At 67.6% G+C, this 21036-nt stretch carries 19 protein-coding genes; 14 read left to right on the top strand and 5 right to left on the bottom strand.

Translation table 11 applies throughout. The annotated features are described in order from the left end of the window. Positions 1–21: 21 nt before the first annotated feature. Complete coding sequence (locus tag LE197_RS29805) at positions 22–861, bottom strand: ABC transporter ATP-binding protein (protein WP_034003121.1); 840 nt, start codon at positions 859–861, stop codon at positions 22–24. Further along, complete coding sequence (locus LE197_RS29810) at positions 858–2474, bottom strand: ABC transporter permease (RefSeq protein WP_003106694.1); 1617 nt, start codon at positions 2472–2474, stop codon at positions 858–860. The genes LE197_RS29805 and LE197_RS29810 overlap by 4 nt, the downstream gene beginning before the upstream one ends. Positions 2475–2740: 266 nt before the next feature. On the opposite strand from LE197_RS29810, the gene LE197_RS29815 reads away from it, so the two are divergent. From LE197_RS29815 to LE197_RS29825, 3 genes are all read left to right on the top strand, one after another. Next, positions 2741–3802, top strand: coding sequence for an ABC transporter substrate-binding protein (locus LE197_RS29815; RefSeq protein ID WP_003112655.1), 1062 nt, complete (start codon positions 2741–2743; stop codon positions 3800–3802). Between the two features lie 417 nt (positions 3803–4219). Continuing rightward, on the top strand, positions 4220–5035 hold the full coding sequence (locus LE197_RS29820) for a TauD/TfdA family dioxygenase (RefSeq protein WP_003107194.1): 816 nt from the start codon (positions 4220–4222) through the stop codon (positions 5033–5035). Beyond that, complete coding sequence (locus tag LE197_RS29825) at positions 5032–5913, top strand: AEC family transporter (RefSeq protein WP_003107192.1); 882 nt, start codon at positions 5032–5034, stop codon at positions 5911–5913. Before LE197_RS29820 ends, LE197_RS29825 begins: the two co-directional genes overlap by 4 nt. A 37-nt stretch (positions 5914–5950) precedes the next feature. On the opposite strand, the gene LE197_RS29830 is transcribed toward LE197_RS29825, so the two are convergent. Next, positions 5951–7309 (bottom strand): OprD family porin, encoded by a 1359-nt coding sequence (locus LE197_RS29830; protein WP_003142446.1) that lies wholly within the window; start codon positions 7307–7309, stop codon positions 5951–5953. A gap of 247 nt (positions 7310–7556) precedes the next feature. On the opposite strand from LE197_RS29830, the gene LE197_RS29835 reads away from it, so the two are divergent. Next, complete coding sequence (locus LE197_RS29835; RefSeq protein WP_057386930.1) at positions 7557–8282, top strand: acid phosphatase; 726 nt, start codon at positions 7557–7559, stop codon at positions 8280–8282. Positions 8283–8305: 23 nt separating this feature from the next. Here the strand turns inward: LE197_RS29835 and LE197_RS29840 are convergent, their stop codons facing one another. Then, on the bottom strand, positions 8306–9223 hold the full coding sequence (locus LE197_RS29840) for a LysR family transcriptional regulator (protein ID WP_003083964.1): 918 nt from the start codon (positions 9221–9223) through the stop codon (positions 8306–8308). A gap of 349 nt (positions 9224–9572) precedes the next feature. Between LE197_RS29840 and LE197_RS29845 the strand changes: the two genes are divergently transcribed. The 9 genes from LE197_RS29845 to LE197_RS29885 all read left to right on the top strand — a co-directional run bounded on the left by LE197_RS29845 (position 9573) and on the right by LE197_RS29885 (position 19745). Continuing rightward, a complete protein-coding gene (locus LE197_RS29845) occupies positions 9573–11945 on the top strand; it encodes a TonB-dependent receptor (protein WP_003158508.1) in 2373 nt (790 codons plus the stop codon). Positions 11946–11984: 39 nt separating this feature from the next. Beyond that, positions 11985–12887, top strand: a complete 903-nt coding sequence (locus tag LE197_RS29850; RefSeq protein WP_003118597.1) for a TauD/TfdA dioxygenase family protein — start codon at positions 11985–11987, stop codon at positions 12885–12887. Positions 12888–12954: 67 nt separating this feature from the next. Beyond that, positions 12955–13854, top strand: a complete 900-nt coding sequence (locus tag LE197_RS29855; protein WP_010793568.1) for a TauD/TfdA dioxygenase family protein — start codon at positions 12955–12957, stop codon at positions 13852–13854. A 646-nt stretch (positions 13855–14500) separates the two neighbouring features. After that, positions 14501–15619 carry a Re/Si-specific NAD(P)(+) transhydrogenase subunit alpha gene (locus tag LE197_RS29860; RefSeq protein WP_003083972.1) on the top strand — a complete coding sequence of 373 codons (1119 nt, stop codon included), beginning with the start codon at positions 14501–14503 and terminating at the stop codon, positions 15617–15619. A gap of 75 nt (positions 15620–15694) precedes the next feature. Further along, the gene (locus tag LE197_RS29865) at positions 15695–16003 is read left to right on the top strand and encodes an NAD(P) transhydrogenase subunit alpha (protein WP_003083974.1); all 309 of its coding nucleotides are present in this window, start codon (positions 15695–15697) and stop codon (positions 16001–16003) included. Continuing rightward, complete coding sequence (locus LE197_RS29870; protein ID WP_003083975.1) at positions 16003–17439, top strand: NAD(P)(+) transhydrogenase (Re/Si-specific) subunit beta; 1437 nt, start codon at positions 16003–16005, stop codon at positions 17437–17439. Before LE197_RS29865 ends, LE197_RS29870 begins: the two co-directional genes overlap by 1 nt. A gap of 342 nt (positions 17440–17781) precedes the next feature. Further along, positions 17782–18594, top strand: a complete 813-nt coding sequence (locus LE197_RS29875; protein WP_010793567.1) for an energy transducer TonB — start codon at positions 17782–17784, stop codon at positions 18592–18594. Positions 18595–18622: 28 nt separating this feature from the next. Beyond that, on the top strand, positions 18623–19342 hold the full coding sequence (locus LE197_RS29880; protein ID WP_003083979.1) for a MotA/TolQ/ExbB proton channel family protein: 720 nt from the start codon (positions 18623–18625) through the stop codon (positions 19340–19342). A gap of 1 nt (position 19343) precedes the next feature. Then, on the top strand, positions 19344–19745 hold the full coding sequence (locus LE197_RS29885; protein ID WP_003106175.1) for an ExbD/TolR family protein: 402 nt from the start codon (positions 19344–19346) through the stop codon (positions 19743–19745). Between the two features lie 180 nt (positions 19746–19925). Here the strand turns inward: LE197_RS29885 and LE197_RS29890 are convergent, their stop codons facing one another. Continuing rightward, a complete protein-coding gene (locus LE197_RS29890; protein ID WP_003118603.1) occupies positions 19926–20138 on the bottom strand; it encodes a DUF3079 domain-containing protein in 213 nt (70 codons plus the stop codon). Positions 20139–20353: 215 nt separating this feature from the next. Here LE197_RS29890 and LE197_RS29895 point away from each other — a divergent pair, with 215 nt between their 5' ends. Continuing rightward, positions 20354–20935: an alpha/beta hydrolase gene (locus LE197_RS29895; protein WP_003106176.1), complete on the top strand. Its 582-nt coding sequence runs from the start codon at positions 20354–20356 to the stop codon at positions 20933–20935. The last annotated feature ends 101 nt before the right edge of the window (positions 20936–21036 follow it).

Genomic DNA, 21036 nt, shown 5'->3' on the forward strand with positions numbered 1-21036 from the left:
AGGGCCAGGGCAAGGGGCTTTTCAGCAAGCGAGGAATTCGAAGGGCAGGTTTTCCACCCGTCGCGGCGGTGGCGCGACGTACTCGCCGTCGGCGGTCAGTTCGTGCAGCAGCGCTTCGCGCTGGCGCAGGAAGTCGAAGCCACCGCGCTCGCGCGGGTGCGCCAGGTCCACCTCGACCACCCGCCTGATCCGCCCCGGGCGCGGCTCCATCACCACCACCCGGTCGGCCAGGTAGAGCGCCTCCTCGACGTCGTGGGTGACCAGCAGGGTGGTGATGCGGGTGCGCCGACGGATCGCCAGCAACTCTTCCTGCAACTGCTGGCGGGTCAGTGCGTCGAGGGCGCTGAACGGCTCGTCGAGCAGCAGCAGGCGCGGGCTGGCCACCAGGCCACGGGCGATCGCCACGCGCTGGGCCATGCCGCCGGACAACTGGTGCGGGTAGGCACGCTCGAAGCCGTGCAGGCCGACCAGGCGGATGTATTCGTCGATCCGCGCCGCCTTGTCGGTTTCGCTAAGGGCTTCGTTGACCAGGCCGAGGGCGACGTTCTGCTGCACCGTCAGCCAGGGGAACAGGCGGTGCTCCTGGAACACGATGCCGCGTTCGCCGCCGATGCCGGCGATTGGCCGGCCGTCGACGCGGATCTCGCCGTCGTAGTCGCGGTCCAGGCCGATCAGCAGGCGCAGCAGGGTCGACTTGCCGCAGCCACTGGCGCCGACGATGGCGATGAACTCGCCCTCGCCGATCTCCAGGTCGAACTGCTGGATCGCTTCCAGTCGCCGGCCGTCCACGGCGAAGTGCTTGCGCACCTGGCGGAAGCTGACCAGCGGGGTGTCCGTGGCGGGCGCGGTGAATGCGTTCATGCGTGTCTCCAGCGCGTGGCGCGCGCTTCGATGCGTTGGCCGAGGGCATTGAGCAGGGCGCCGGTGAGGCCGACCAGGAGCATGCCGGCGCCGATCAGGTCCATGCGGAACAATTGCTGGGCGCCGATCATCAGGCTGCCGATGCCGCCGTCGGAGGGCATGAAGTACTCGGCGCCGATGGTTCCCAGCCAGGCGTAGATCAGCGCCAGGCGCAGGCCGGCGAACACCGACGGGGCGGCACCCGGCAGGACCAGCCGGAGCAGCCGTCGCCAGGGACCCAGGCGCAGCACCCGGGCCGCCTCGCCGAGGCTCGGCGGCAGGCTGGCGATGCCGCGCTGGGTGGCCAGCAGCAGCGGGAAGAAGGCGGCGATTGCGACGAACGTCAGCTTGGCCGGTTCGCCCAGGCCGAACCAGGCGGTGAGCAGCGGTACCCAGGCGAAGATCGCCACCTGCCGCAGTGCCGCGAAAGTGGGGCCGAAGAAGCGTTCCGCCGGGCGCCACAGGCCGAGCAGCAGGCCGCCGAGGAAACCCAGGCCGCCGCCCAGCAGGAGCCCGCCGAGCGTGCGCTTCAGGCTGTCGAACAGGGCGCCTGGGAGGCTGCCGTCGAGCGCTCCGCTCCAGGTCGCCCGCGCCACTTCCAGAGGGCTGGCGAGGATCGCCGGATCGACCCATTCGGCGCTGCTCGCCGACTGCCACAGGAGCAGCAGCGCCAGCGGCGGCAGCCACACCTGCAGGCGCTGCCAGCCGCGTCCCGGCGGGCGCCGGCGGAATTCGCCGGTGGCGGCTTGCGGCCAGTGCAGCAGGCGGCGGTCGAGCCACTGGATGGCGCGGTCCATGCCCACCCCGACCAGGCCGATGATGAGGATGCAGACGAACACGATGTCGAGCATGAACAGTTGCCGGCCCTGCACCATCAGGTAGCCGATACCCTCGCTGGAAGCCAGCAACTCGACCGCCAGCAGCGAGGTCCAGCCCTGCGCCAGGGCCAGGCGCAGCCCGGTGAGGAAGGCCGGCAGCGCCGCCGGCAGGATCAGCCGCCAGACCAGCAGGCGTGGCGGCAGGCGCAGTACTGCGGCGGCTTCGCGCAGCTTGGGCTGGGCGTCGCGCACGCCGACCAGGGTATGGATGGTCACCGGCACCACGACCGCTTTCACCAGCACCACCAGCTTGAGCAGTTCGCCGATGCCGAAGAACAGCATGAACAGCGGGATCCAGGCCAGCGTGGGGATTTGCGCGAGGGCGCTGAAGGTGGGGAAGACCAGGCGCTCGGCACGCGGACTGAAGCCTAGCCAGGCGCCTAGCGCGGCGCCGCTGGCGACCCCGGCGAGCAGGCCCCAGGCCAGGCGCCGCAGGCTGATCGCCAATTCGCTCCAGAGTTCGCCGGCGAGCAACTCGCGGGCGCTCTGCCAGACCAGCTCGGGAGTTGGCAGCACCTGGGCCGACATCCAGTGGCGATGGCTGGCGACCCACCACAGCAGCGCCAGCCCGAGCGGCAGCAACCAGGGCAGCAGGCCGTCCCCCAGGCGCCGGGCGAAAGCCGCGGAGGGCGGCGGCGCCAGGCGCGGCAGGGGCCGGCTCCAGGCGGGCGAAAGGGTTTTATCGATATTCTTCATGGGAATATAAATCGCCGAATCAATGCATTTTTTCGCTAAGAAGGGCCATTTAAAGAAAGGCACCAGGCAGCGGCAAATGCATTTGGAGAATATTTTCCATGCTCTGGCTGCATATGACGCGGAGAGGCCCGTGCGGCCTGTCATACTGCTTGTGGTTATAAAAAAATGAATTTTTATTATTTATTTTCGAGGCGCCGCTGTGCATAGCTAGCCGCACACCCGCTCCCGGCGGGAATCCCTCTCTTCCCGTTCCAAGGAGCCGCCCCATGAAAGCGCTTACGTCTTCCCTGCTCGGTCTGTTCGCCGCGCCTGTGCTCGCCGGCCTGCTCGGTGCCTACGTGCCGCTGGCGAGCGCCGCTCCGCCGAAGGAAATCCGCATCGCGGTGCCGGACGTCAGCGCCGGCAGTTCGCACTCGGGCGGCGGCGTGGTCGACGTGCTCTACACCCGCCAGTTGCTGGAGAAGGAGTTCGCCAACGACGGCATCGCGGTGAAATGGAGCTTCTTCAAGGGCGCCGGCCCGGTGGTCAACGAAGCGTTCGCCAACGGCCAGGTGGACTTCGCCTACCTCGGCGACCTGGCGGCGATCATCGGCAAGTCCGGAGGCCTGGACAGCCGCCTGCTGGCCGCTACCGCGCGAGGGGTCAACCACTATCTCGGCGTGCAGCCGGGCTCCGGGATCAAGACCCTGGAGGATCTCAAGGGCAAGCGCGTAGGCATCTTCCGTGGCACCGCCAGCCAGTTGTCGTTCGACAATGCCCTGGCCAGCGTCGGTCTCAGCGAGAAGGACCTGAAGGTGATCAACCTCGATTTCAGCGCCGCCCTGTCCGCCCTCGCAGCCAGGCAGATCGATGCCACCTGGGGCCTGGCCGGACTGTTCGCCCTGCGCGACCGCGGGCTCGCGGAAATTCCGCTGAGCACCCGCGACCTGAACGGCGCCGGCACCCTGCAGGCGCTGCTGGTCGGCTCCGGAGCCTTCGTCGATGCCCATCCGGACATCACCGAGCGGCTGCTCAAGGTGCAGTTGCAGGCCCAGGACTGGCTGGCCCGCGAGGAGAACCGCGACGCTTACATCGAACTGGTGTCGAAGCAGGCCAGCTACCCGGTGGTGATCCTGCAGAGCGAGTACCGTGGCCGCAAGCTGGGCGACGCCCTGTCGCCGCGCCTGGACGCCGATTTCCTTGGCCGGCTGGATGCTTCGATCCAGGCGGCCAAGCGTTTCGGCCTGATCCGTCGCGAATTCAGCGCCGAGCAGTGGGCCGCGCCGGAACTGCTGGAGGCGGCCGGCAAGCTGGCGAAGGCCAAGGCCGTGGCGCAGGCGGCGGAGTGACGCCGAGCCGGGGACGGCCGAGGCGGCGCCGTTTCGTAGCAATTTGTAATATGTTTCGAGATTCTTGCACCGACCCAACCAATGACTGGATCGAGCGAAGTATCCAGCCGTTGGTCGGGGATTCTGCGTATATCGCGTCATGAAAGTTTCACGCGGGTAATCCGCAGGTTATTCCGCGATCATTTCGTTCGTTAATCGCCCCATATATTCAGATACAAAATCGGCACTGCTAATTCTTCCAGTTTTCCCTTCCGACAATTCTCCCGACCCTCCCCGGAAACAACTCCAAGTATCTCGCGGCGAACCGCCGCGTCCCGCATCTAGCCTGCCCATCACTACGACAGCGCGGCGCCAGCGCCGGGCCTCGCCCTGCGCGTCGGCGGCATTCCTGATTTTCTTTCGGAGGAGAGCGGTCATATGAATCTCGATAGCAAATTGTTCGACGCGACACTCGATCTCGAACGCGTGAAAGTTTCGGTGAGAACGCTGGTGAAGTTATCCCGCCAGGAACAATCGGCGATCATCCGGACCCTCAACGAGTTTGGTTTCCTGCTGTTGCGCAGCGAACAGGGCGAAGACAGGCAGGAACTTCTCGCGCTCAAGGAGTTGTTCGGCCGCGCCGCCCCCCACCCGCGCGCCGACGCCGACGGCATCGTGCCGATCAGCAATGCGCGGTATGTCAGCGGCTACCTCGGCTCCACGCCGCTGGAGCACAAGCTGCACACCGACGGCGCTTTCCTCGACACCCCGGAGCAATTGTGCAGCCTGCAATGCGTGCGCAACGCCCGGGAGGGCGGGGAGACCCTGCTGGCCAGCGCCGGACTGGCCTTCGAGCGCCTGCGCCGGCGCATGCCGACCAAGCATCTCGGCCTGCTGCGCGGCGACGCCCTGACCATCGTGCGCAAGCACCAGAGCAGCACCCAGCCGGTGTTCCGCCTGAACGGCGAGGCGCTGGGCATCAAGTTCCGGCAGAACGACGGGGCGGCCGAGGTGGTCGAGCATCCTGTGGCGGTGGAGGCCTTCGCCGAACTGGTGGCGGCGCTCGAGGATCCGGCCTGCCAACTGCGGATCAAGCTCGAGCCGGGGGAAATCCTGGTGCTCGACAACACCGCGGTGTTGCACGGGCGCACTGCCTTCTGCGCCAACGAACTGCGCGAGATGCGCCGGCTCAACTTCGACGGCCACGGCCGCCTGCGGGCGGAGCTGGAACTGGGCTTCAAGGTGGGGTTGTGATCGCACAGTTCGTCGCGGTGGTGCTGCCGATCCTGATCTGCACCGGGATCGGTTTCGCCTGGAGCCGTTCCGCCGGGCCGGTGGATACCCGCGCGCTGGTGTTCCTGGTGGCCAACGTCGGCTTTCCCTGCCTGCTGCTGTCGTCGCTGGACCGCCCCGGCCTGTCCATTGGCATGGTGGCCGGGGTGTTCCTCGCCACCGCGCTGGCGGTGCTGGCGTTCGCCCTGCTGGGCCTGGTCGCCCTGCGCCTGCTGCGGATGCCGGTGCGGCGCTACCTGCCGTCGATCATGCTGCCGAACTCCGGGAACATGGGCATCCCCATCGCCTACCTGGCCTTCGGCGAGGAGGCGCTGGTGTATGCGGTGGCGTTCTCCACCCTGATCCAGGTGGGCCACGCGACGCTCGGCGTCTGGTTCGCTTCGGGCGATATCACCCCGGCGAGCATCCTGCGCAACCCGATGATCTATGCCCTGGCCGTGGCGCTGGGCCTGATCGCCCTGGGCTGGAGCCTGCCGCCGCCGTTGCGCGATGTGACCCGCCTGCTGGGCGGGATTACCGTGCCGCTGATGCTGGTGATGCTCGGCCTGTCGCTGGCCGGTCTGCGCCTGCACGAGACCTGGCGGCCGTTGCTGCTGTCTCTGGTGCGGGTCTGGGGCGGTTTCGCGGTCGGCTATGGGATCGCTGCCGGCCTGGGCATGGAGGCGGTGGCGGCGGGCACCTTCGCCATCCAGTGCGGGATGCCGACCGCGGTGCTCACCTACCTGTTGGCCAAGCGTTACGACGGACCGGTGAACGAAGTGGCAGGCATGGTGCTGATCACCACGCTGCTGGTGCTGCTCTCCACGCCTTTGTTCATCCAGTTGCTGCCGCGCGCGTGAAGACGCCCCGGGCCGCCCCGCGGGGCGGCCCGGGGCGTCACCAGATCGAGCGGGAGTAATCGACGACCAGCCGGGTTTCGTCGATGTCGCCGTCGAGATAGCTCGCGTTGCCCCGGTGCCAGGCCTGCGAGGCGCGCAGCGCGAGGCCGGCGAGGGGGCCCGCCTTGACCCGATAGGCGAAGCCGAGGTCGCTTTCCCGGTGCCGCCCGTCACGCCCGTAGAGTCCGGCGTAGATGCTCTCGGCGGCACTGCTGGCGCTGGCCCCGGCACGGCCGCGGGCATGCAGCGCATGCAGGCTGAGCCCAGGCAGGCCGAGCGCGCCGAGGTCCAGGTCATAGCGTAATTGCCAGGAACGCTCGCCCGGTCCGTTGAAGTCGGAGTAGCCCACCGAGTTGGCCAGTACCATGGACGCGCTGGAGCGCCCGTCGCCGAAGGCCATGTAGTCGAACGGCTGCTCGCCATGGACACGCTGGTAGGCCAGGGTGATGCGCTGCGGCCCCTGTTCGTAGCCCAGGGCCAGGGAGCTGGCCAGGGTGTCGATACGGCCGAAGCGGCTCTGGCCGCTGTCGCGGGTGCGGTAGGCGTCGAGGTCGACCCGCAGCGCGCGCTCCCCGCCCAGCGGCTGGCGATGGCTGGCGCCGAAATAGGCCTGCTGCCAGATGTCGTCGAAGCGCGAGGCGTAGAGCGACAGTTGCAGCCGCTCCGTGGCCTGCCATTGACCGCCGAGGAAGCCGACCGCGTCGAGGCGCACCGGATAGGCGCCGAGGCGTCCGTAGACGGTGCTGATGTCGCCGCGGACCTTGGATTCGCCGGGGCCGGAGGCGGCGGTGAAGCGCCCGCCCTCGAGCAGCAGCCCGTCGAACGAGCGGTCCTCCAGCAGCAGGCCGTAGGCCATGCCGGCCAGCGTGCGGTTGCTGCTGGCGGCGAACACCGGCGCGCTGGTGGTGGTCTGGCCGTACTTCAGGCGGGTTTCGCCGTGGCGTAGCCTGAGGGCGCCACCGACCTTGCCGTAGCGATGGTCGGGATGGCCGTCGGCGCCGACCGGCAGGTTGCCGGTGCCGGTGCGGCCGCCGCCGCTGTCCAGTTGCAGGCCGAGCATGGCATGGGCGTCGAGGCCGAAGCCGAGGCTGCCCGGCGTGTAGCCGGAGGCGAACTGGAGGCGCAGGCCCTGGGTGGCTTCCTCGCGGTAGCCGTTGCGCTCGCTCCTGGGCTTGAAGCGGTTGCGCCCGGCGTTGTTCGGGCTGTCGCGGTAGTCGCGGTTGAAGTAGTAGGTGCGAGCGAGGAACTGCAGTTCGCTGTCCTCGACGAAGCCCCCATCCCCGGCCGTCGCGGCCGCCCCTTCGGAAAGCGTGCCGGCGACCAGGCCGGCGAATACAGCGCGTCTGAGATTTTGCATTTATTGTTTTCTCCCACCTGAGTGCCAGGTGGGCGCAGTCTCGGAAGTCGCTCCGCAGGCCGCTTGTGTTTCCCTGCCTCGGCTTTTGCCGGGGCCTGCCATTGGCAGGGGCTGGCATGTGCAACGGCAGGCCGGGTCAAGCATTTCGGAAGTCACCGACGGAGAGTGTGGCGTCGGCCGTCATCCGCAACGGCCGTGGGTGGGAGCCTAGGCTCCCGATGCAACCTCGCCTCAGGGAATACGCTTCATGAACAACAAGACCCTATGCCCTTCGCTCTTGCTCTGCCTTTCGCTGCTTGCACCGCTGTCTTGTCTCGGGGAGACCGCCGCCGCGCCCTATCCGCTGGCCCACCCACCGCGCCTGGCCGACTACCTCCCGCCGCCGCCGGCGGCGGACTCGGCTGCGGCCGTCGCCGATCTCGGAGCGGTGCTGGAGGCGCAACGCCTGCGCACGCCCGAACAGGTACGCCGGGTACGCGCCCACGACCAGTGGGAGGACAACGTCTTCCCCTTCGCCGGCGACCTGCTGGGCGCCTCGTTCGACAAGGAACGCCTGCCGCTGACCCGGAGTTTCTTCAACCGCGCCCAGGAAAACCTGGTCGAGGTGCTGATGCCGGCGAAGAAGCACTTCGCCCGCCCGCGTCCCTACGAAGTGACACCGAAGGTGAAGCCGGTGCTGCCGCCGCCGGAGGGGGAGTCCTATCCCAGCGGCCACACCATGGACAGCTACTTCAAGGCCTCGCTGCTGAGCATGCTGGTGCCGGAGCATCACGATGCGTTCTTCGCCCGCGCCGAGGAGCATGCGCAGAGCCGTGTGCTGGCCGGCGTGCACTTCCCCAGCGACCTGAAAGGCGGGCAGACCGCCGCCGCGGCGCTGGTGGCGAGCCTGCTGGCCGATCCGGCGGTGGCCGCCGACTTCGCCGCGGTGCGCGAGGAGCTGCGCGGCGCGCTGGGGTTGCCGAAACTCCAGTAGAGGAAGGGAAAGCGCGCGGCGGCTCAGGCCGCCGCGTGTTGCGCCTGGTCCAGTTCCACCAGCGTCTCGATCATCGCCTTCGCCGCTGCCGAAAGCCGGTAGCCGCTGCGGCTGATGATGCCGCAGCGGGCGCTGAGGCTATCCAGGTTCTGCGGCAGGTTGCGCCACTGTAGCGGTTGCAGTTCGCCGCGCTGCAGGTAGGGGCGCAGGGTCTCGTCGCTGGCGATGCCGATGGCGTCGGTCTGGCGGACGATACGGATCAGCGCGTGCATGTTCTCGCAGCGGATGTTGGCGGCGAAGTCGATCTTGCCGCTGAGGTTCGCCAGCAGCTTGCGGATGCCCGGGGGAATCAGGGTCGAGGCCAGCGGGTAGTTGAACAGGTCGTTGGTGGACAGGCTGTCTTTGCCCAGCAGCGGATGTTGCGGACGGCAGAAGAACTGGCCGCGGCGCGGGGTCAGCGGGCGCGTCTGGAAGTTCGGGTCGGCCTCGAAGTCGCGGATGTCGGCGACGAAGAATTCGATCTCTTCGCGGAGCAGGGCGCGGCTGAGCTTTTCCCAGTTGTCCACGTCCAGGCTGATCTGCACCCGCGGGTGGCGGTTGATGAAGTCGGCCACCGCGTCCGGCACCAGTTGCTGGGCCGGCGCCGGCCCGCTGCCGAAGCGCAGCTCGCCGGCATCCAGCTTGTTCAACTGGGCGATCTCGTGGATCAGGTTGGCCGACCCCTGCACCAGGCTCAGCGCGTGTTGCAGCACCACCTGGCCTTCCGGCGTCGGGCGCAGGTCCTTGCTGCCACGGTCCACCAACTGACAGCCAAGCTCCTGCTCCAGGCCCTGGATGCTGCGGCTGAAGGCCGGCTGGGTGATGCCCATGGCGTCCGCCGCGCGGACGAAACTGCGGTGTTCGGCGAGGGCGATGAAGTAACGCAGTTGGCGCAGATCCATGATGCTTTACCGGCATTGGAAATATTGGACAAAGGCATTTGCCGTTCGGGATGTGCTGGTTTTAAATGCAAGCTCTTATTCCGTCAACAAAGAACAAATTAGAAAAATATGCAATTTAGTAATAAGCATAGATAGACCCCAGGAGCTGAACATGGTCCACCGTGCCTTTGCCGCCCCACCTCCGCCGTTCCGAATGCCCTTCCGCGTCGCCGGCGGCTGTCGCCCCTGACAGTCGCCCGGGGCTGAGCCGTCCGCCGGCCCCCTTCGAACCTTTCGCCAGATCGCTGCCTTGCGCGGCATGGCCGCCTGCTGCCTGCGTCCGGCTGCGCCGGAACCGAGGACATTCACGATGAAGCACCACTACCGCCTGCCGCTCCGCCGAACGCCGCCCGGCGGCTCCGACTACGCCCTGGCCCTGCTGCTCGCCCTCGGCGGTGCGTTGCCGGCCAGTGCCGCCGATGCTCCCGCGCCCGCCGAGGAAGCGCCGCCGCTGGCCAGCAGCGTCCCGGACAAGGCCGATACGGCCCTGGGCAAGGTCACTGTCACCGCGCGTCGCCGCGAGGAGGATTCGCAGAAGGTACCGACGCCGATCACCGTGCTCGGCGGCGAGACTCTCGAGGCCCAGCGCATCTCCCGGGTGCAGGACCTGCAGCAGGTGCTGCCCAGCGTCAATGTCGCCTACATCCATGCGCGGCAGTCGAGCGTCGCCGTGCGCGGCATCGGCAACAACCCCGCCAGCGACGGCCTGGAAGGCAGCGCCGGGATCTACCTCGACAACGTCTACCTGGGACGTCCGGGAATGGCCGTGTTCGACCTGCTGGACATCGAGCAACTGGAGCTGCTGCGCGGTCCGCAGGGCACCCTGTTCGGCAAGAACACCACCGCCGGGGTGCTGAACATCAGCACCCGCGCGCCGACCTTCACTGCCGAGCGTACCGTCGAGGTCTCCGGCGGGCAGGATGGCTACTTCCAGGGCCGCGGCACGGTTTCCGGGCCGCTCGGCGAAACCCTCGCCGGACGCCTCTCGGCCTATCGCACCCGCGACGACGGCTACATCAAGAACATCCACGACGACAACTATCTCAACGGCGGCGAGCGCCAGGGCGCGCGCGGGCAATTGCTGTTCGAGCCGAACGAGGACTTCAGCCTGCGCTGGATCGCCGACTACAACGAGGAGGATTCGAGCAACGGCAGCATGGTGGTCTACGGCGGCGCCGAGCGTTTCTGGCAGCGCGCCGCGCTGGTCGGCGCTTCGCCGTTGCGCGATCCGCAGCGCAGGAAGGTCAACATCAACGGCCGCCAGCACGTCAGCGTGCACCAGGGTGGCAGCTCGCTGGAGGCCAACTGGAACCTCGCCGGCGGTTACCGCCTGACCTCCATCAGCGCCTACCGCTACTGGCACTTCACCCCGGCCAACGACGAGCAACTGAACGTCTCGGCGATCAACGACACCGGGGTGGAAGTGCACGACCGGCAGTTCTCCCAGGAGATCCGCCTGGCCTCGCCCACCGGCGGTGCCTTCGACTACGTGGTGGGCGCCTACGCGTTCAGGCAGAACCTCGGCAACAAGACCTTCACCTCCTACGGACCGTTGGCCGACCTGTACCTGCTCGGCGCCAATCTCGGCGCGCTGAACGACACCTACTCGAAGGCCAACGGCAAGATCGAGACCGACAGCTTCGCGCTGTTCGCCCAGGGCACCTGGCACCTCACCGAACGCCTGGACTTCACCGCCGGCCTGCGTGGTACCTACGAGGAGAAGAACGCCAAGGTCGAGCGCTTCGCTCCGCTGGGCGGCGCGGCGGTTGGCGGGGTCGGCGCGGCGGTGCGCAACGGCCAGCTCGGCGCCTACGATTCCGGCGATCTCAGCCAGTACAACTTCGCCCCTTCGGCGTTGCTCAGCCTCAGCTACCAGTTCAGCGACGACCTGCTCGGCTACGCCAGCCTGTCCCACGGCGAGAAGTCCGGCGGGGTCAACCTGGCGGTGGGCAGCGCACCGAGCGCCGGCGCCGATTCGCTGCTGGTCGGACCGGAGCGCGCCAACGACGCCGAGCTGGGCCTGAAGAGCACGCTCTTCGACCGGCGCCTGCTGCTCAACGCCAACCTGTTCTGGACCGGCATCCACGGCTACCAGGCCACCACCCTGTACCAGGCGCCGGGCTCGACCCAGTTGGTGCAGGTGCTGGCCAACGCCGGCAGCGTGCGCTCGCGTGGTCTGGAGTTCGAGGCCACCGCGCTGCCGTTGCGCGGCCTGACCCTGAACTTCAACGGCTCCTATAACGACGTCACCTACCTGTCGTTCAAGGATGCCCCGTGCCCTGCGGAAGTCAGCACCCGGCCCGGCGCGCCGAGCAGTTGCGACCTCACCGGGCAGCGCGTGGTCGGCGCCTCGAAATGGATCGCCAATCTCAATGGCGAATACCAGTGGCGCCTCGACGACCGCTTCCAACCCTACGTCAGCGCCAGCTACGCCTACCGCTCCGCCGCCGAGGGCACGCTGGACAACTCCGACCTTTCGAAGATCGACGGCTACGCCCTGGTGAACCTCGCCGCCGGTCTGCGCAGCGATCTCGGCGACGGCCAACTGGACACCTCGGTATGGCTGAAGAACGCCTTCGACAAGGACTACTACCTGAGCGCCTTCGCCAGCATCAACGGCTCCTACACCGCATCGGTGGGGCAGCCGCGCACGCTCGGCGTATCGCTGCGCTACGACTTCTGAGCCTTCACCCACGCAGTACCCACGCATGAGGAACATGACATGAGCAATGCAGCACAAGCCCTCGCCACGCCGGTACGGCTCGACGTCCGGCCGGTCGCCGGACGGATCGGCGCGGAGATTCGCGGTGTGACCCTGTCCGGCGAACTGGACGCCGCCACCGTCGAGGCGATCCAGGCCGCCCTGGTACGCCACAAGGTGATCTTCTTCCGGGACCAGAGCCATCTCGACGACCAGACCCAGGAGGCCTTCGCCCACTTGCTCGGCGAACCGGTCGCCCACCCCACCGTGCCGTCCCGCGAAGGCACCCGCTTCCTCCTCGAGCTGGATGGCGCCGAAGGCCGCCGGGCCAATTCCTGGCATACCGACGTGACCTTCGTCGAGGCCTACCCGAAGGCCTCGATCCTGCGCAGCGTGGTGGCCCCGGAGTCCGGCGGCGACACCGTCTGGGCCAACACGGCGAGCGCCTACGCCGACCTGCCGGCGGAGCTGCGCGAGCTGGCCGACCGGCTCTGGGCGGTGCACAGCAACGAGTACGACTACGCCGGGGTCAAGCCCAGCGCCTCGGTGGAGCAGTTGGAGAACTACCGCAAGGTGTTCACCTCGACCGTCTACGAGACCGAGCACCCGGTGGTCCGCGTGCATCCGCAAAGCGGCGAGCGGACGCTGCTCCTCGGCCACTTCGTGAAACGCCTGAAGGGTCTTTCGCAGCATGACTCGGCGCACCTCTTCGCGGTGCTGCAGGGGCACGTCACGCGCCTGGAGAACACCGTGCGCTGGCGCTGGCAGGCCGGCGACGTGGCGATCTGGGACAACCGCGCGACCCAGCACTACGCGATCGACGACTACGGCGACCAGCCGCGCGTGGTGCGCCGGGTGACCCTCGGCGGCGACGTGCCGGTAGGCATCGACGGGCAACGCAGCCGGACGATCCGGAAGGCATGACGGACCCGGCCCTCTCCTCGCCGGGGAGGGCGACCACAGGAAGAACGAACCCGCGAGGACCCCTTACATGAGCCAATCCGCCACCGCCCGGCAACCCGAACCCGAGGTCGCCGAGGCATTCCGCATCACCCCCCTGGAGGCGCCGCTGGGCGCCGAAGTCCGTGGCCTCGACGCGCGCCGGCCGCTGGCGCCGGAGCAGGTCCTGGCGCTCAAGCAGGCGCTGCGCGAGCACCACATCCTGGTGTTCCGCCAGCAGCACCTCGACGATGAGCAGTACTTGCGCTTCGCCACCCTGTTCGGCTCGGTGTTCCAGCCGCCGGCGGACATCCCGGTGCTGTCCTCGGGTGGCGACGGCAAGGTGCCGGACATCGTCAAGGTGGCCAACACCGGCGACGGCGAACTGGGCAACTTCGCCCTGCCGGCACACATCGACCACCAATGGACGCCGGTGCCGTCCTCCGGCTCGTTCCTCTACGCACTGGAGGTGCCGTCCAGTGGCGGCGAGACGCGCTTCACCAACCTGACGCGCGCCTACGAGAGCCTCGACGAGGCGACCCGGCGCGAGATCGATGGCCTGCGCCTGATCAACTACAACCCCTTCATCCGCCTGCGCGAGGGCGGCTACGGCGGCGGTTTCGCCACCTACCGCACGCCGGACATCGAACCGATCCAGGGCAGCGAGCACCCGCTGGTACGCACCCACCCGGAAAGCGGCCGGCGCGTACTGTTCCTCAGCGCCCACACCGAGGTGGAGATTCCCGGCTACGACCCCGCGCGGGGCCAGGCGCTGATCGGTCGCCTGCGCGAACATCTGGCGCGCCCGGAACTGAGCTACAGCCACGCCTGGTCGGTGGGCGACATCGTCTGGTGGGACAACCAGGCCGTGCTGCATGCGCGCAACGCCTTCCCGGCCAGCGAGCGGCGGCGCCTGAAGCGCATCAGCCTGGCGGGCAGCCGTCCGTTCTGAGCCGGCATCCCCCAGCGTGCGCCGGCTCCTCCGTTGCCGACCGGCGTAGGTCGCTGCGCGCCGCTCTGGCGAGCCCCTTCCGTTCCGGCGAATAGCTAGCAGAACTGCGACATGCTGTCGCAGTTCTGCCATTTCTCCGCGTCTATCCTGCCCATAGGGCAATTCGCCTTTGGTCTAACGAGCTGGCCTGCAGCGCCCATGGAAAGGCGATTCTGACTTTGTAGTCAAAGTTTTGCTTTGCTACTTTGGCCAGGCATCAGGGATTGCTGATACAGCGTATTAAAAACATTAATTACCCCGGAATTCCGCGGCGCTGGCAGGATATTTTCCCGTCGAAACCGTAGCGGCTTGACCTGATAGCCGGTCATTCACGGCAGGGATGTCATATTCTCGCGCGGGCTTCCCCGGATAGGCTGCACGCCAGTCAGGACGCGCCCGGCGGTGATGGGCGGGAATTGTTGGTCGGTTTATGACTTGTAGTTTCTCTGTCGTATGCCTTCAGAACTTGTTGAAGGCTTTTCGGCTCGATTGCACAATGCCGCGCCAAGGTTCGTTCGCGAATCGCGGTATGTGAGCTAGACCTCCGCAGCCGGTGCGCCATCCGCAGTGCCCCGGACTACTCGACAATCACGCAGGAGATTCGTGAGTGCAGATCGGTGTCCCCCTCGAGACCCATGCCGGTGAGACGCGGGTTTCCGCCACCCCGGAAACCGTCAAGAAGCTGATCGGCCAAGGCCACCAGGTGATCGTCCAGAGCGGCGCCGGCGTCAACGCCAGCCAGCCGGACAGTGCCTATGAAGCCGCCGGCGCGACGATCGGCAGCGCCGCCGAGGCCTTCGGCGCCGACCTGGTGCTGAAGGTGGTCGCGCCCAGCGCCGCCGAGCTGGCCCAGATGAAAAGCGGTGCCGTGCTGGTCGGCATGCTCAACCCCTTCGACAACGAGAACATCGCCCGCATGGCCGAGCGCGGCATCACCGCCTTCGCCCTCGAGGCCGCGCCGCGTACCTCGCGGGCGCAGAGCCTGGACGTGCTCTCCTCGCAGGCCAACATCGCCGGCTACAAGGCGGTGATGCTCGCCGCCAACCACTACCCGCGCTTCATGCCGATGCTGATGACCGCCGCCGGCACCGTGAAGGCCGCCCGCGTGCTGATCCTCGGCGCCGGCGTCGCCGGCCTGCAGGCGATCGCCACGGCCAAGCGCCTGGGCGCGGTGATCGAGGCTTCCGACGTGCGTCCGGCGGTGAAGGAGCAGATCGAGTCGCTCGGCGCCAAGTTCGTCGACGTGCCCTACGAGACCGACGAAGAGCGCGAGTGCGCCGAAGGCGTCGGCGGCTACGCGCGGCCGATGCCGGCCTCGTGGATGGAGCGCCAGGCCAAGGCCGTGCACGAGCGCGCCAAGCAGTCGGACATCGTCATCACCACCGCGCTGATCCCCGGCCGCAAGGCGCCGACGCTGCTGCACGAGGCGACCGTGGCGGAGATGAAGCCGGGCTCGGTGGTCATCGACCTGGCCGCCGCCCAGGGCGGCAACTGCCCGCTGACCGAGGCCGACCAGGTCGTGGTCCGGCACGGCGTGACCATCGTCGGCCACAGCAACCTGGCCGCGCTGGTACCGGCGGACGCCTCGGCGCTATACGCGCGCAACATCCTCGATTTCCTCAAGCTCACCCTGAACGCCGAAGGCTTCAGCGTGAACCTCGAGGACGACATCGTCGCCGCCTGCCTGATGTGCCGCGACGGCCAGGCGGTGCGCAAGAACGGCTGAGCCGCTGCGTCGGGATGCTTCGATAACGATAAATGCGCACGCCTCGCGCCTGCGCCCTGAAGACCGGTGAAAACGATGGATATCATTTCTGACGGGATCTACAACCTGATCATCTTCGTGCTGGCCGTGTACGTCGGCTACCACGTGGTATGGAACGTCACCCCTGCCTTGCACACCCCGCTGATGGCGGTGACCAACGCGATTTCCGCGATCGTCATCGTCGGCGCCATGCTCGCTGCCGCCCTGACCGTGACCCCGCTGGGCAAGGCCATGGGCACCCTCGCCGTGGCCCTGGCCGCGGTCAATGTGTTCGGTGGCTTCCTGGTCACCCGGCGCATGCTGGAAATGTTCAAGAAGAAAGCGCCGAAGGCGGGGGGCCACTGATGAGCATGAACCTGGTCACCCTCCTGTACCTCATCGCCTCGGTCTGCTTCATCCAGGCCCTGAAAGGCCTGTCGCACCCGACCACCTCGCGCCGCGGCAACCTCTTCGGCATGGTCGGCATGGCCATCGCCGTGGCCACCACCGTCGGCCTGGTGTTCAAGCTGGGCGCGGAGATCGCCACCACCGGCGTCGGCTACATCGTCGTCGGCCTGCTGGTCGGCGGTACCGCCGGCTCGATCATGGCCAAGCGCGTCGAGATGACCAAGATGCCCGAGCTGGTCGCCTTCATGCACAGCATGATCGGCCTGGCCGCGGTGTTCATCGCCATCGCAGCGGTGGTCGAGCCGCAGTCGCTGGGGATCGTCGCGCACCTGGGCGACACCATTCCCACCGGCAACCGCCTGGAGCTGTTCCTCGGCGCGGCCATCGGCGCCATCACCTTCTCCGGTTCGGTGATCGCCTTCGGCAAGCTCTCCGGCAAGTACAAGTTCCGCCTGTTCCAGGGCACCCCGGTGCAGTTCTCCGGGCAGCACCTGCTGAACCTGGTGCTCGGCCTGGCAACCCTCGGCCTGGGCCTGGTGTTCATGTTCACCGGCAACCTCACCGCCTTCGCCGTGATGCTGGCGCTGGCCTTCGTCCTCGGCGTGCTGATCATCATCCCCATCGGCGGCGCCGACATGCCGGTGGTGGTGTCGATGCTCAACTCCTATTCCGGCTGGGCCGCGGCGGGTATCGGCTTCTCGCTGAACAACTCGATGCTGATCATCGCCGGCTCGCTGGTCGGCTCCTCGGGCGCGATCCTCTCCTACATCATGTGCAAGGCGATGAACCGCTCGTTCTTCAACGTCATCCTCGGCGGCTTCGGCGCCGAAGCCGACGCCGGCGGCCCGGCGGGCTCCAAGGAGCAGCGTCCGGTGAAGTCCGGTTCGGCCGACGATGCCTCGTTCCTGCTGACCAACGCCGACAGCGTGATCATCGTCCCCGGCTACGGCCTGGCGGTGGCCCGCGCCCAGCACGCGCTGATGGAACTGGCGGAGAAGCTGACCCATCGCGGGGTCACCGTGAAGTTCGCCATCCACCCGGTCGCCGGGCGCATGCCGGGGCACATGAACGTGCTGCTGGCCGAGGCCGAGGTGCCCTACGAGCAGGTGTTCGAGATGGAGGACATCAACTCCGAGTTCGGCCAGACCGACGTGGTCCTGGTGCTCGGTGCCAACGACGTGGTCAACCCGGCGGCGAAGAACGATCCGAAGTCGCCCATCGCCGGCATGCCGATCCTCGAGGCCTACAAGGCCAAGACCGTGATCGTCAACAAGCGCTCCATGGCCAGCGGCTACGCCGGCCTGGACAACGAGCTGTTCTACCTGGACAAGACCATGATGGTGTTCGGCGACGCCAAGAAAGTCATCGAAGACATGGTCAAGGCGGTGGAGTGATTCCCCGCTGGGTCCACCAGAACCCCGGCCCAGGCCGGGGTTTTTCGTTTTCGCGGGTTGCCCGCGCAGCGTTCTCCGCCGCTTCCAACGGCGAAAACACCAGCCTTTCAGGAATATTTTTCATGCCCGTAAGGCATGGGTTTTTCGTCGGATCGCTGTAGCCCGCCAACCACGCGGCCTGTGGCGACAGGGGCGAAACCCATAGCTCCAGAAGTTATTTCCATAACAAAAATAATTACTTCAGGCGCTAAGCCTCCTTGCCAATCATGCAACTCCCTGCGCCGCTAGGACTCCAGCACGGACCTGAGCGGCCATCGAGTTCGTCAGTGCAAGGAGCTTTTCATGGCAACACCCCAGCCCGTCGATGCCCGCACGCAGCCCTGGCGCGAGACGCCCGGCGGCGACCTGGTGGCGCTCGGTCGGCCGGTTCGCCAGGCGTTGCACCTGGTTCGCCACAACCCGGCACAGGGTCGGGTGCTCAGCCGGCGCGAGACGATCCTGCTGGTCCTGTTCGCCCTGACCCTGCACGGAGCGGTGATCCATTGGCTGAGCCAGCAGAGAACCCCGGCGCTGCCCGAGGTGCCGCCACAGGTGCCGCCGATGACCATCGAGTTCACCGCCTCGGCGCCGCCGGTGGTGGAACCGCCGCCGCCCGAGCCGTTGCCGCCGGTGGTCGAGGAACCGCCACCGCCGGTGGTCGACGAGAACGCGGTGAAGCCGCCGCCGCCGAAGCCGGTGCCAAAGCCGAAACCCAAGCCCAAGCCGCAACCCCGGCCCAAGCCGGCGCCGAAGGCCGTCGAGCCGGCTCCGCCCGCGCCGCCGCAACCCGCCGCGCCACCCGCCCCGCCGGCGCCAGCCGCCGCCCCGGCGCCGCTGACGCCGCCGTCGGCGAACGCCGGCTACCTGCACAACCCGGCGCCGGAATACCCCGCCCTGGCCATGCGCCGCGGCTGGGAGGGCACCGTGCTGTTGCGGGTGCATGTCCTCGCCAGCGGCAGCCCGAGCGAGATCCAAGTGCAGAAGTCGAGCGGACGCGAAGCCCTCGACCAGGCCGCGGTGAAAGCGGTCAAGCGCTGGTCCTTCGTTCCCGCCAAGCGCGGCGACAAGGCCGAGGACGGCTGGGTCAGCGTACCGATCGATTTCAAGTTGAACTGAATCTGCAGCGTCACGAGGAGCATCCGTCATGAGTCTGTTAACCACCCCGCTCGAATCCGTCGAAGGCGCCGTCATCTGGCTGCTGGTCGGCTTTTCCGTGGTCACCTGGGGCCTGGCCCTGGTCAAGGGCGTGCAGTTCGCCCGGCAGAAGCGCCAGGACCGCCAGTTCCAGAAGCAGTTCTGGAGCGCCACCAGCCTCGACTCCGCCGGCGAGCAGGCGCAGGACAAGCAGGGCGCCGGCGCCCGCGTGGCCCAGGCCGGCTTCGCCGCGATCCAGGTGCAGGACAACGGCCAGCCCGACCTGGCCCAGTCGATCAACCACCAGGACCGTCTCGAACGCGCCCTGCGCCAGCAGATCCAGCGCGAGCGGCGTTCCCTGGAGTCGGGCCTGGCGGTGCTCGCCTCGATCGGCTCGACCTCGCCCTTCATCGGTCTGTTCGGCACCGTCTGGGGCATCATGGAGGCGCTCAAGGGGATCAGCGCGGCCGGCTCGGCGAGCCTGGAGACCGTGGCCGGGCCGATCGGCAGCGCGCTGATCGCCACCGGCGTGGGAATCGCCGTCGCGGTGCCGGCGGTGCTGGTCTACAACTACTTCCTGCGGCGCCTGAAGCTGACCGCCGCCGACCTCGACGACTTCGCCCACGACTTCTACAGCCTGGCGCAGAAGAGCGCGTTCCGCGTCATCGTCCATCCCTCCGCCGCGCGCCAGGCCGGCAACCCCTCGCGCAACGTGAAGGAGGCGTCCTGACATGGCCTTCTCGACCCAGGACAGCGACGAAGTCCTTTCCGAAATCAACGTCACCCCGCTGGTCGACGTGATGCTGGTGCTGCTGGTGGTGTTCATCGTCACCGCGCCGCTGCTGACCAACTCGATCCCGATCAACCTGCCGAAGACCGAATCGGTGGCCCCGCCGGAGCAGAAGGATCCCCTGGTGGTGAGCATCGATGGCGCCGGCAAGCTGTTCGTCAACAAGGACGAGATCCAGCCGGAGCTGCTGGAGAGCAACCTGGCCGCGGCCAAGGCGAAGGACGCCGAGGTCCGCGTGCAGTTGCAGGCCGACGAAGGGGTGAACTACGGCCAGGTGGCGAAGGCCATGGCTTCCATCGAGCGCGCCGGGATCACCAGGCTGGCGGTGATCACCGCACGCTGAAGCGAATCCACGCCGTCCGGCGCAGGCCGGGCGGGCAACGGTTTCGACCGCTCCGATCCGGGCAGGGGAGAGCGGTCTTTTTTATTCCGGATGGACGCTCCTCGGGCATGTCCGCCGAGGCCGGGCTCGCGAATGCGTCGCGCACCCTGTCCGGCGCTCGCACGTCCCACGCCTGGGCGCTCAGGCCTGGCGTGCCGGCGCATCCTGCTCCTTGGCGTCCTCCGTTCCTTCGACTTCCCATTCACCGGCCCAGTCCTCGCCGAACAGTTCGCTGGGATGCTGGGTGCGGCTGGCGCCGTTGCCGCAGCCCATAGATTCCGCCGAGCAATAGCGGTCGCAACCCCAGCAGATGCGCTCCGGATGGCTGGGATGGAGAGGAAATTTCTTGGCCATGATCCTGTCCCGATACCTGATGCCTGCGCTCAGGTATACCGCCGATGGCTTGCGCCGCCCAGGCGTTGTCGCGGAAAAGTGGCTTCGGCTTGCGCTGGATCAACTCGATTGGCGTATATGTATTAATAGAATATTAAAATTGCTTTTTATTCCTTAGAGAAAAAAGGCTGCGCCCTTACACTTCCCTGGTGATGAATTTTTCTGGAGGGTTCTCCATGCACAGCGAACGCGTCCGTTATGTGTTGGTGCCCGGTTGGTACGGCTCGGAAGACGCCCATTGGCAAAGTCACTGGCAGCGCGCGCTGCCCAATGCCTCACGGGTCGAGCAACAGGACTGGATCACCCCGCTGCGCGCCGACTGGATCGCCGAGCTGGACGCCGAGATCCGCCGCCAGCCCGGGCCGGTGGTGCTGATCGCGCACAGCCTGGGTTGTGTGACAGTGGCGCTGTGGGCGGCCCAGGCCGAGCGCCGGGTGCGCGACCAGGTACGCGGCGCCCTGCTGGTGGCGCCGGCCGACGTCGAGCGCGAGAGCTGCGCCGAGGCGCTGCGCAACTTCGCGCCGATCAGCCGCGAGCCGTTGCCGTTCCCCAGCGTGCTGGTGGGTTCCGACAACGACCAGGCCTGCAGCCCGCAGCGCGCCATGCACCTGGCCCGCGCCTGGGGCGCGGAGACGGTGATCCTGCCCGAGGCCGGGCACATCAACGTGAAGTCCGGCCACGGCGCCTGGGAGGCCGGCTACCGTCACCTGTTCCGCTTGCAGTACCTGATCGACAGCCAGGCTCGTCGCCGCGCCTGATCCTCCAGATCGTTAACCTTGGCGTAACGGTTCGTCGCCCGGCTTGATTGAACAGGCCTGGCGGCCTGCCTAACGTGGCTCCTCACGACAGCGTGAAACCT

The organism is Pseudomonas sp. PS1(2021) (assembly GCF_020405165.1).
GTDB classification, from domain to species: Bacteria; Pseudomonadota; Gammaproteobacteria; order Pseudomonadales; family Pseudomonadaceae; genus Pseudomonas; species Pseudomonas aeruginosa.

Coding starts and splice junctions, on each gene's coding strand:
- LE197_RS29870 (WP_003083975.1), top strand. CDS start 16,003: ATGAGCATGAACCTGGTCACCCTCCTGTACCTCATCGCCTCGGTCTGC.
- LE197_RS29855 (WP_010793568.1), top strand. CDS start 12,955: ATGAGCCAATCCGCCACCGCCCGGCAACCCGAACCCGAGGTCGCCGAG.
- LE197_RS29805 (WP_034003121.1), bottom strand. CDS start 861: ATGAACGCATTCACCGCGCCCGCCACGGACACCCCGCTGGTCAGCTTC.
- LE197_RS29830 (WP_003142446.1), bottom strand. CDS start 7,309: ATGCAAAATCTCAGACGCGCTGTATTCGCCGGCCTGGTCGCCGGCACG.
- LE197_RS29865 (WP_003083974.1), top strand. CDS start 15,695: ATGGATATCATTTCTGACGGGATCTACAACCTGATCATCTTCGTGCTG.
- LE197_RS29810 (WP_003106694.1), bottom strand. CDS start 2,474: ATGAAGAATATCGATAAAACCCTTTCGCCCGCCTGGAGCCGGCCCCTG.
- LE197_RS29820 (WP_003107194.1), top strand. CDS start 4,220: ATGAATCTCGATAGCAAATTGTTCGACGCGACACTCGATCTCGAACGC.
- LE197_RS29875 (WP_010793567.1), top strand. CDS start 17,782: ATGGCAACACCCCAGCCCGTCGATGCCCGCACGCAGCCCTGGCGCGAG.
- LE197_RS29895 (WP_003106176.1), top strand. CDS start 20,354: ATGCACAGCGAACGCGTCCGTTATGTGTTGGTGCCCGGTTGGTACGGC.
- LE197_RS29890 (WP_003118603.1), bottom strand. CDS start 20,138: ATGGCCAAGAAATTTCCTCTCCATCCCAGCCATCCGGAGCGCATCTGC.
- LE197_RS29880 (WP_003083979.1), top strand. CDS start 18,623: ATGAGTCTGTTAACCACCCCGCTCGAATCCGTCGAAGGCGCCGTCATC.
- LE197_RS29835 (WP_057386930.1), top strand. CDS start 7,557: ATGAACAACAAGACCCTATGCCCTTCGCTCTTGCTCTGCCTTTCGCTG.
- LE197_RS29850 (WP_003118597.1), top strand. CDS start 11,985: ATGAGCAATGCAGCACAAGCCCTCGCCACGCCGGTACGGCTCGACGTC.
- LE197_RS29840 (WP_003083964.1), bottom strand. CDS start 9,223: ATGGATCTGCGCCAACTGCGTTACTTCATCGCCCTCGCCGAACACCGC.
- LE197_RS29845 (WP_003158508.1), top strand. CDS start 9,573: ATGAAGCACCACTACCGCCTGCCGCTCCGCCGAACGCCGCCCGGCGGC.
- LE197_RS29815 (WP_003112655.1), top strand. CDS start 2,741: ATGAAAGCGCTTACGTCTTCCCTGCTCGGTCTGTTCGCCGCGCCTGTG.
- LE197_RS29885 (WP_003106175.1), top strand. CDS start 19,344: ATGGCCTTCTCGACCCAGGACAGCGACGAAGTCCTTTCCGAAATCAAC.